Annotated in this window: 5 protein-coding genes; 2 read left to right on the forward strand and 3 right to left on the reverse strand. The window is 45.4% G+C overall.

Going from position 1 to position 9730, the window contains the following annotated elements; all coding sequences use genetic code 11:
- The first annotated feature begins 251 nt into the window (after positions 1-251).
- Positions 252-2198, forward strand: coding sequence for an acetate--CoA ligase (gene acs, locus RO21_RS06920; protein ID WP_047977074.1), 1947 nt, complete (start codon positions 252-254; stop codon positions 2196-2198).
- A 172-nt stretch (positions 2199-2370) separates the two neighbouring features.
- Here the strand turns inward: acs and bioD are convergent, their stop codons facing one another.
- Together bioD and RO21_RS06930 are read right to left on the reverse strand one after the other, a co-directional pair.
- Positions 2371-3090, reverse strand: coding sequence for a dethiobiotin synthase (bioD, locus tag RO21_RS06925; RefSeq protein WP_047977075.1), 720 nt, complete (start codon positions 3088-3090; stop codon positions 2371-2373).
- A 93-nt stretch (positions 3091-3183) separates the two neighbouring features.
- Positions 3184-4392 carry an ROK family protein gene (locus tag RO21_RS06930; RefSeq protein WP_047977076.1) on the reverse strand — a complete coding sequence of 403 codons (1209 nt, stop codon included), beginning with the start codon at positions 4390-4392 and terminating at the stop codon, positions 3184-3186.
- Between the two features lie 156 nt (positions 4393-4548).
- Here RO21_RS06930 and rnd point away from each other — a divergent pair, with 156 nt between their 5' ends.
- Complete coding sequence (gene rnd, locus RO21_RS06935) at positions 4549-5673, forward strand: ribonuclease D (RefSeq protein ID WP_047977077.1); 1125 nt, start codon at positions 4549-4551, stop codon at positions 5671-5673.
- Between the two features lie 363 nt (positions 5674-6036).
- Here the strand turns inward: rnd and RO21_RS06940 are convergent, their stop codons facing one another.
- Complete coding sequence (locus RO21_RS06940; RefSeq protein ID WP_047977078.1) at positions 6037-9201, reverse strand: type I restriction endonuclease subunit R; 3165 nt, start codon at positions 9199-9201, stop codon at positions 6037-6039.
- Positions 9202-9730 lie beyond the last annotated feature (529 nt).

Below are 9730 nucleotides of genomic sequence, written 5' to 3' on the forward strand. Positions count from 1 at the left end.
ATGAATCTTATCGATTTAAACATCGTAATTAAGAAATAATAAAAGTGGAACACTTTTAAAGGATCTTTGTGGTTCAATTTTGGAAGATCATTGACAACATTTTGCAACTAAATGTCTATTTTGAGAACTAGATCACATAACATTTTATTAACAAATATTGATCCAAGTATTAACTGGTTATAAAGTAGCGTGCAACGACGAACAGCGGTACAGTCCGTCCTATCTTAATAAATTGAATTTGGAGGAACGCTATGCACTCGCAACAACAAACTTTTAAACCGACAGATGAATTTCGCCGACAAGCCAATGTGTCCGGTTTGGAAGATTATCAATCCCTCTGGGACTTTGCGGATAAGGACTATTTACAGTATTGGGCGGATCTTGCCCGTGAGCTTATCACGTGGAAAAAACCGTTTATGCAGATTTTTGACGACAGCGAAGCACCGTTTTATAAATGGTTTAGTGATGGTACTTTAAATGTGTCCTATAACTGCTTGGATCGTCATCTACCGGATAAAAGCGATAAAATAGCGTTAATTTTTGAATCGGACTTCGGGCAGGTTTCCCAATTTACCTATGCGCAATTACACAATCGGGTGTGCCGCTTTGCGAATGCGCTGCGTGAGTTAGGGGTGAAAAAGGGAGATCGGGTCATCATCTATTTGCCGATGATTGCTGAAGCGGTGATTGCAATGCAGGCCTGTGCTAGAATTGGGGCGGTTCACTCGGTGGTGTTCGGCGGCTTTTCGGCGGGCGCATTGCGTGATCGGGTAGAAGATGCCCAAGCAAAATTGGTGATTACCGCAAATGCAGGCTTACGGGGCGGGCGGATTATTCCATTGAAAGAAACGGTGGACGAAGCGCTCGAATTAGGGTGTAAAACCGTAGAAAATGTGGTGGTGTATCACCGTGTCAATATTGATACCCCTTGGAAAAAAGGGCGTGATCTGTGGTGGAACGAATTGTCCAAAAATCAGCCTGCGTTCTGTGAACCGGAATGGATGAACGCCGAAGATCCGTTGTTTATCCTCTACACCTCCGGTTCAACGGGCAAGCCGAAAGGCGTAGTGCATAGTACCGCCGGTTATTTATTAGGGGCGACAAACTCGTTTTACTCAATTTTCGATCACAAAGCCGATGATGTGTATTGGTGTACTGCCGATGTCGGTTGGATCACGGGGCATTCTTATGTCTGTTATGGCCCGTTAGCAAATGGCACAACGCAGATTATTTACGAGGGCGTGCCGAATTATCCCGATGCGGGACGGATTTGGCGAATGATCCAACGCCACAAAGTTACCGTGCTTTACACCTCGCCGACCTTAATCCGCTCTTTAACCCGCTTGGGCGATCATATCCCGAAAAAATACGATCTCTCATCGCTACGTTTGCTCGGTAGCGTGGGTGAACCAATTAACCCGGCGGCGTGGCTGTGGTTCTATGAAGTGGTCGGTGGTAGCCGTTGCCCGATAGTCGATACTTGGTGGCAAACGGAAACCGGTTCGATAATGTTGTCCCCAATGCCGGGCGTTAACCCGACCAAACCGGGATCGTGCGCCTTGCCGTTGCCGGGCATTATGGCGGATGTGGTCAATGAACAGGGGCAGAAGTGCGAGGTGGAGGAAGCTGGCGCATTAGTGATTAAACGTCCGTTCCCGTCAATGTTACGCACCGTATGGGGCGATCCGGAACGCTATAAATCCAGCTATTTCCCACAAGAATTTGGCGGTAAATATTATGTTGCCGGCGATTCGGCGCAACGGGATAAAGACGGCTATTTTTGGATTTTAGGGCGTACCGATGACGTATTAAATGTGTCCGGACATCGTTTAGGCACGGCGGAAATTGAATCGGCATTAGTCGCTCACGAAAATGTCGTAGAAGCGGCGATTGTCGGTAAACCGGACGAGATCAAAGGCGAAGCGGTGGTTGCCTTTGTGGTACTGAAAGGGGTCAGACCGGAAGGCGAGCAAGCCAAACAGCTTGCTGAAGAATTGAAACTTTGGGTATCGAACGAAATCGGCAAAATTGCCCGTCCGGAAGATATTCGTTTTGCGGATAATTTGCCGAAAACCCGTTCCGGCAAAATTATGCGCCGTTTATTGCGTTCGATCGCGAAAAACGAAATGATTACCCAAGATATTTCCACCCTTGAAAATCCGCAGATTATCGGGCAGTTACAACAACAGATAATGTAATCGTTCGACATAATAGAAAGGACATCATTTGATGTCCTTTTTTGCATAAATCGATATGATGTGCCACGGCTTATATCATTTGTTTTAATAGCGGACGCCGGTATGCGCTCCTTGATTTGAATGAAACTAGCCGTGTTGTTGTCAAAAATGCGTGAAATCTGACCGCTTGCAATTATTTGCGGAAGTAGTGTAACAGCGGTTCAGGCTGCTGAATAAACGGGGAGAGATCTTTTTTGTCGGGATGGCCAATATAAGGGATTTGCCCCAGTAACGGTGCGTCAATTTTCTGGGTCAAAAGTTGGATTAGTTCGGCATAATGGCGTAAGCCGGGGTTAATCCGATTTGCCACCCAACCGATCAGTTCTACCCCCTGTTGTTTGATTGCCGCTGCAGTTAAAAGGGCGTGATTGACACAACCCTCTTTAATGCCAACCACCAAAACGGTCGGCATTTGGTTTTCTTTCACCCAGTCGGCAAAGCTCAAATCTTTATTGATGGGGGTTAGCCAGCCGTAAGTGCCTTCAACCAAAACGTTATGATAGTTCTGTTTTAAACGGGCGAGATCACCGTTGAGCTTGCTCACGGAAATATGGCGTACGGCGTCCAGTGCGGCAAATACCGGCGTGCTGGAGTGAATAAATGAGTAGCTGTTAATTTCCCGATAATTCACGGCGGTCGGGCAACTTTGCTGAATAATCAGCACATCACTGTTATTTTCGCACGCATAATCGTCTTGATTCGGCTCGGTCGGCAGGGAATCATCTCCGCCGCAGGCGATCGGTTTATAGCCGACTACCGGAATGTCGTATTGGGCTAAGGTTTGGAGTAACGCCCGTGTTACAATGGTTTTTCCCACGTTCGTGTCCGTACCTGCAATGAATAAACAAGGCATAATCTTCTCCGTTAAGAAACGGTTACAAAATTCGGTATAGTTTAACGAAAAAGTAATAAAAGAATAATGTTCTCGATCAAATTCTTTGTATTTTTATTTAAATTCAATGAGATTTTTGAGCAGATTGCCTTTATAGATACCGAGTTTAATCGCCACTGCCGGAATGAGCGGGCTGTTCCAATCGTATTGGCTGGTAACGAGATCGATATTCAGATCGTGGCGCAGTAAATTTTGCCCTAATTTTGCCTGTACCCGCTCAAATAGCGGGGTCTTAATGTGTAATAACGGGCTGTTGAGCATAATTTTTTCGGTGGAAAAAATATTGATCAAATTCATCAGCATATAGGCTAAATTGTCGCTAAGATGTTCTAAAATCGCGAGAGCGTGCGGATTTTGACGTTCTACACATTGACAAAACCACTGAATTTTCGGTAATACGCCCTCTTGTGTATTTGGCAGATAGCGGTCGATCAAGCGGGTTAATGCCGGAAGGGTAACTTGATTAGCCAGTTGGAAACGCTGCATTTCGTCCATTTCAGCGGCAATTTCTTCACTTAACGGCGAGAATTTCGGCATTATCATTTTATCGACATTCATTCGCTTATGTTCGTCTTGATGCAGTAATTTCCCCTTGAGCAGCACACTGAGATTGATGGTGTCGTCCAGTTGTAAGAAAATCACATTATCGTTGCTAATCAAACTGCCGAGGGTGGATTCCGCTAAAAACCACAGTTGGAAATGTTCGTTCAGTAGAATGGGGCAGTGGAACATTTCTGCCAGTGAGGTAGAGAGCGGGCATTGCACAGAATGCTGCCCTAGCTGTGTGATCGCCGTTTTCTCCGCATTGATTTTGCCCAGCACGCTGATGGACACTGCCAAGATTTGCGCCTGATCAAGCGGGTGGTTTGCCATAAAATGTTGCAAACGGGCAAAAATCGCTTCGGTAAGGTGCGGATATTCCGCTTTATCCACGGTATAATCCGCCTGTTGTACGGCTTGACCGTTTAGCTCGCACAGGGAAATTGCTAATTTGTTTGAAGAAATTGTCAAACAGACAAAGTGCCAATAAAATGGCGAAACGGAAAGTCCGACCGCCGGACGACCTCGGGACGGCAAATTTTGCGATGCCCGCTCTAAAATAAATTTATGCTCGATCAAGGTTTTTGTCAGCATTGTCATTGAGGCAGGGGCAAAGCCGGAAAGTTTGGCTAAATCGGTACGGGAGATCAGTTCAAATTGTTCAACTAAACGGAAGACTTTACCTAAGTGTTGATATTTATACTCGTTCGATGATGTTTTCATTGGGTTCGCTCCATACGATAATTTCTTTATTTTGCTAACTTTATTGAGAATAGCAAATGCTTTGTTGCAAGAATGAGAGCCAGTTCACAAAATTATTTTGTCGGATAAATTAAATGGCGAAAAGTGAACCCGTAGGCAAACTAAATAAGGATAAAAATGGCTAATAAACTCAATTATATCTGGGTCGAAACCGATCAGAAACTGGCGGAAATTTGCCACAACGCTTGCCGCCAGTCTGTTGTGGCACTGGATACGGAATTTGTCCGCACCCGCACCTATTACCCGAAATTAGGTTTAATCCAACTGTTTGACGGGCAAAATTTATGCCTAATCGACCCGCTTGCGATCACCGATTTCTCACCCTTTGTCGCATTATTGGCGGATAATAACGTGCTGAAAGTGCTGCACGCCTGCGGAGAGGATCTTGATGTTTTTCAGCACGCTTTCCGGCAATTACCCCAGCCGATGTTAGACACACAGGTGATGGCGGGCTTTGCCGGACTAGGCGTGTCCGTTGGGTTTGCCAAATTAGTCCAGCACTATTTTGATATTGCACTAGATAAGGGTGCATCACGCACCGATTGGCTAAAACGCCCGCTCTCCGATATTCAACTGCAATATGCAGCGGCAGATGTCCATTATCTGTTGCCGATTTATCACCAGCTCAGTGCCGCACTGCAAGCAAGCGGTTGGCAGGTGGCAGTAAAAGAAGAGTGCGAAGGGCTAATGGCAAAACGTACCCAGCTGCTTGACCCAAATGATGCTTATAAAGAGATTGGCAATGCGTGGCAGCTCAAACCGCAACAGTTAGCAGTGTTGCAAATTTTAGCCAAATGGCGAATGGAAGAAGCACAGAAACGGGATATCGCCCTTAATTTTTTGGTAAAAGAGCAGGGATTGTGGCACATTGCCAAGCACCAGCCGAAACATACTTCCGCCTTACTGGAATTTATGCACCCGAATGAAGTGCGTATTTACGGCAAAAAGTTGCTCTGGTTGGTGGAACAGGGCAGAGCCGTTGCGCCGGAAAATTACCCGCCGCCGATTACCCGCCTGATTGATGAAGCGGGCTATAAACCAATGCTGAAAGTGTTGCAAAAGGCCTTACCGGCGGCAAAACCGCCTGCACTTGCCGATGAATTATTTGCAACTAAGCGGCAGCTTAATCAACTGTTTAAGTGGCATCAAAACAGGCAAAACCCTGATAAATTGCCCGAATTACTGACAGGCTGGCGGGCGGAATTTGGATGGAAATTGCTGAAAAGTTTGGAAGACGGCTAAAACATAAAAGAGAGGAGGGTAAACCCTCCTTTTCTTACTTTTCTGATATTCATATTGAAATAACAGTTTGTACGTTTGTAAAATTTTCCCATTGCAAGCAAGCGGTCTATTTAGGAGGAAAATCTGCAATATTACATCATAACGGATAGATGACATTATAAAACAGACGCCAGCGTAGCGTCCCTACGTTCAAACGTGATGTTGTATTTCCCCAAAAATAATATTTTGTTCAATTATAGAGAATTATTTTATTCGTTAATTTCTCGCCTTTTCCTTCAAATGTAGGGACGCCACGCTGGCGTCCGTTATAAATCAAATCGTTTTGTTTGTCGAAAACGGTATGGTGTTTTTAAATCGTGGGCGCTAACTGCTCAACTCATCGGCAATGATTGACGCTTGTTCCAGTACTCTGGCGATGGCTTCCGGTTCTTGATCCGGCGGGTACTTGTAGCGTTTTAGCGTGCGGCGGACAAGGGTGCGCATTTTGGCACGCACGGCTTCTTTATATTGCCAATCAATCGTGGCGGATTGGCGTAGTTGGGCAGTGATTTCTTTCGCTAGTGCTTTCAGCGTTTCATCACCCAGCCCCTGTACCGCACTGTCGTTTTTTATCAACGCATCATAAAAGGCGATTTCCGCCGGAGAAAGCCCTAATTTTTCACCCCGTGCTAAACGTTCGACAAAATCTTTGCCTAAGCAGATAAGTTCCTCCAACACTTCAAGCACCGATAGGCTTTGATTATGGTATTTCGTCAAAGCCTCTTTAAGCCGTTGTTCAAAGTCTTTTTGGGCGGTGATATTATTGGCGGCTTTGTCTCGAATTTGCTGGGCAAGGTAACGTTCTATTGCCGTTAGCCATAGGTTTTGGGTTTGGCTGTTTTTCACCATTTCCAAAAATTCGTCCGAGAGCAAATTCAAATTCGGGCGATCTCGGTTCAGCAGTTCGAGCAAATTCACCGTGCCTTGTGCTTCCACCGCCTGATCGAGCAGTTTCACCAGTTTTAATTGGCGATCTTCTGCATTACAAGCGGTCGGATTATCTTCTTTTTTGGTAATAATGGCTCGCACGCCGTCAAAAAATGCCAATTCCCGCCGATAGGTTTGTGCTTCCGACAATGTCCCGCAGAGTTGAAAGCCCTTTTTCGCTGAACTGACCGCCCGCAAGAACGCATTTTTGCGTGGGGTCGGGGTTTTCTTTTCGCCTTCGCTCGGTTCGCCGTCTAAGCCAAGAATGTGGTTGGCAGCTAGCAAAATTTGTTGGTAGAGCAAACGTTCGTCCGTGATTTGCAAAGAATGGAGCAGATCGAACCGCTTGTTTTGCACTGGGGTAGCAAATTGCCCACGGATAATATCAATATGCTCACGCATTTTATCCAACACCGTTTCGAGATTATGCACCATTTTGCCCTTGCCGTTCGCTTTGCTGTATGTTTGCATCGCTTTTTCCAGCTCGCCGGTCAGCCCGATATAATCGACCACTAAGCCACCGTTTTCTCGGCTTTTGTTGCGGAACACCCGATTGACCCGTGCGATAGCCTGCATCAGATTATGCCCGCGCATTGGTTTGTCGATGTACATTGTATTACAGCAGGGGGCATCAAAGCCCGTCAGCCACATATCCCGCACAATCACGACCTTGAGCGGATCATTTGGATCTTTAAAGCGTTTTTCCAACGTTTTTTTATCTTGTACGGCATAGATATGCGGCTGCATTTCGGCAGGATCACCGGCACTACCGGTCATCACAATTTTAATTTGCCCTTGCTGAAGATCATCAGAATGCCAATCGGGGCGGAGGGCGGTAATTTTGTCGTACAATTTCACACAAATTTGACGGCTGGCAACCACAATCATCGCTTTGCCGTCCATTAGTGCGGTACGTTCTTCAAAATGGCTGACGAAATCGCTGGCTAATTTTTCCAAACGCCCGTCCATTCCCATCAGTTTTTCCATTAGCCGAAAGTTGTAGCTTTGCTCGTCATCAGTAAATAGGTTTTCGACTTCTTGTATGCTGTCATTGAATTTCAGGCTCTCTTTGAGGGGAATTTGGCGGCAGTCGTAGAAAATCGGCACGGTTGCGCCGTCTTCCACCGCATCGCTAATATCATAAATGGAGACATAACGCCCAAATACGTCCTGCGTATCCTTATCTTCAAGACTGATCGGCGTGCCGGTAAAGCCGATAAAAGACGCATTTGGTAGCGCATCTCGTAAATGTTTGGCGTAGCCGACTTTGTAATTACCTTGCTGTTTGTCAGTATTGACGTTCATACTTTCCGTAAAGCCGTACTGGCTGCGGTGGGCTTCATCGCTAATCACAATAATATTGTGGCGGTCATTAAGCATCGGGTGACGTTCTTCGCCCGCTTGCAAACCGAATTTTTGAATGGTGGTGAATAAAATACCGCCCGTTTCCCGTTTGGCGAGTTCGGCACGCAGATTATCCCGCCCGTCTGCTTGGATAGGTTCTTGGCGTAAAAGCGCTTTGCCGCCGGAGAACGTTTGGTAGAGCTGCCCGTCTAAATCGTTACGATCGGTTACGACCACGATTGTCGGGTTTTGCAGGGCGGGTTGCGAGAGCAATTTGCCCGCATAAAACAGCATTGAGAGGGATTTGCCCGATCCCTGCGTATGCCACATTACCCCGATTTTGCCATCGCCTTCGGGGCTGGTGGCGAGTAGGGTGCAATCGACCGCTTCATTGACGCCGTAAAATTGGTGATAAGCGGCAATCTTCTTGATAGGTAAGCCTTTTTCATCGCTTTCAAACACAATAAAATTTTGCACATAATCCAACAAGGCTTCGGGCTGCATTAAGCCATTGACAAAATCCGCTAAACTGTTATCGAAGCTGATCCGCTGTTTTTGCTGTTCGTCCACCACACGCCACGGGGTAAAACGTTCCAAATTAGCGGTCAGCGACCCCATTTTCGTTTCCGTGCCATCGCTAATCACAAGAATTTGGTTATAAATAAACAGATCGGCGATCTCATCTTTGTAGGTTTGTAACTGATTAAAGGCTTGAGTGAGGCTGGCACTCTCTTTCAGCGGATTTTTCAGCTCAATCACCACCAACGGCAAACCATTGATATAACCAATGACATCGGGGCGGCGATTGCCTTTCGTGCCTTTAATGGTGAGCTGATTGATGACATCAAAGCGGTTGGCATTCGGCTGCTGAAAATCCACCAAGCGGGCATAGTCCACTTTGGTTTCGTCCGACTGCCGATATTCCACCCGCACACCCGAACGCAAATAACGGTAAAGCGCCTGATTACGCTCGGCTAAATTTGCCCCCGAAATACTGCATACCTGTTGAACGACTTCCAATACCGCCGAGTCGGGCAGTTGCGGATTGAGACGTTGAACCGCTTCGGACAGCAATGGACGGAAAACCACCTCGTTCGAGCGCTCCCGCCACGGATTTTCCCCGTCTGCCAAAATGGTTCGCCCGTCCGTATAATTCCAACCTTGCGCCTGAAAATCCGCCAAACAGGCTTGTTCTATGGTGTTTTCATTGATGTGCATTGTGTGTCCTTATTTTTGTGATCTTAATCGAAAAATTAACATTATTCTCTCGCCGTTTTGTATCGATGTTTTATATTGAAATTGATTAAATGCGATATCGGGCGCACGCAGTGCGCCCCTACAAATACGTTGATATTGGTTTTATTGAATATAAATTATTTAATTTTATATAAATATCTAGTATTTAATTTTATGCCATCGTGCTGTGGGCGTATGCCGTGCGTCCGTATAAATACGTTGATATTGGTTTTATTAAATATAAATGATTTAATTTCATTATAAATATCTAATATTTAATTTTATTACATCGTGCTGTGGGCGTATGTCGTGCGTCCGTATAAATACGTTGATATTGGTTTTATTGAATATAAATTATTTAATTTCATATAAATATCTAATATTTAATTTTATTTCATCGTGTTGTGGGCGCACGCAGTGCGCCCCTACAAATACGTTGATATTGGTTTTATTGAATATAAATTATTTAATTTTATATAAATATCTAATGTTTAATTTTATTATAAATATC

The sequence above is a fragment of the Muribacter muris genome, assembly GCF_001038205.1.
Lineage (GTDB): Bacteria > Pseudomonadota > Gammaproteobacteria > Enterobacterales > Pasteurellaceae > Muribacter > Muribacter muris.

Excerpts from the sequence above, each read along its gene's own strand:
- acs (WP_047977074.1), top strand. The coding sequence starts at position 252 with ATGCACTCGCAACAACAAACTTTTAAACCGACAGATGAATTTCGCCGA.
- bioD (WP_047977075.1), bottom strand. The coding sequence starts at position 3,090 with ATGCCTTGTTTATTCATTGCAGGTACGGACACGAACGTGGGAAAAACC.
- RO21_RS06930 (WP_047977076.1), bottom strand. The coding sequence starts at position 4,392 with ATGAAAACATCATCGAACGAGTATAAATATCAACACTTAGGTAAAGTC.
- rnd (WP_047977077.1), top strand. The coding sequence starts at position 4,549 with ATGGCTAATAAACTCAATTATATCTGGGTCGAAACCGATCAGAAACTG.
- RO21_RS06940 (WP_047977078.1), bottom strand. The coding sequence starts at position 9,201 with ATGCACATCAATGAAAACACCATAGAACAAGCCTGTTTGGCGGATTTT.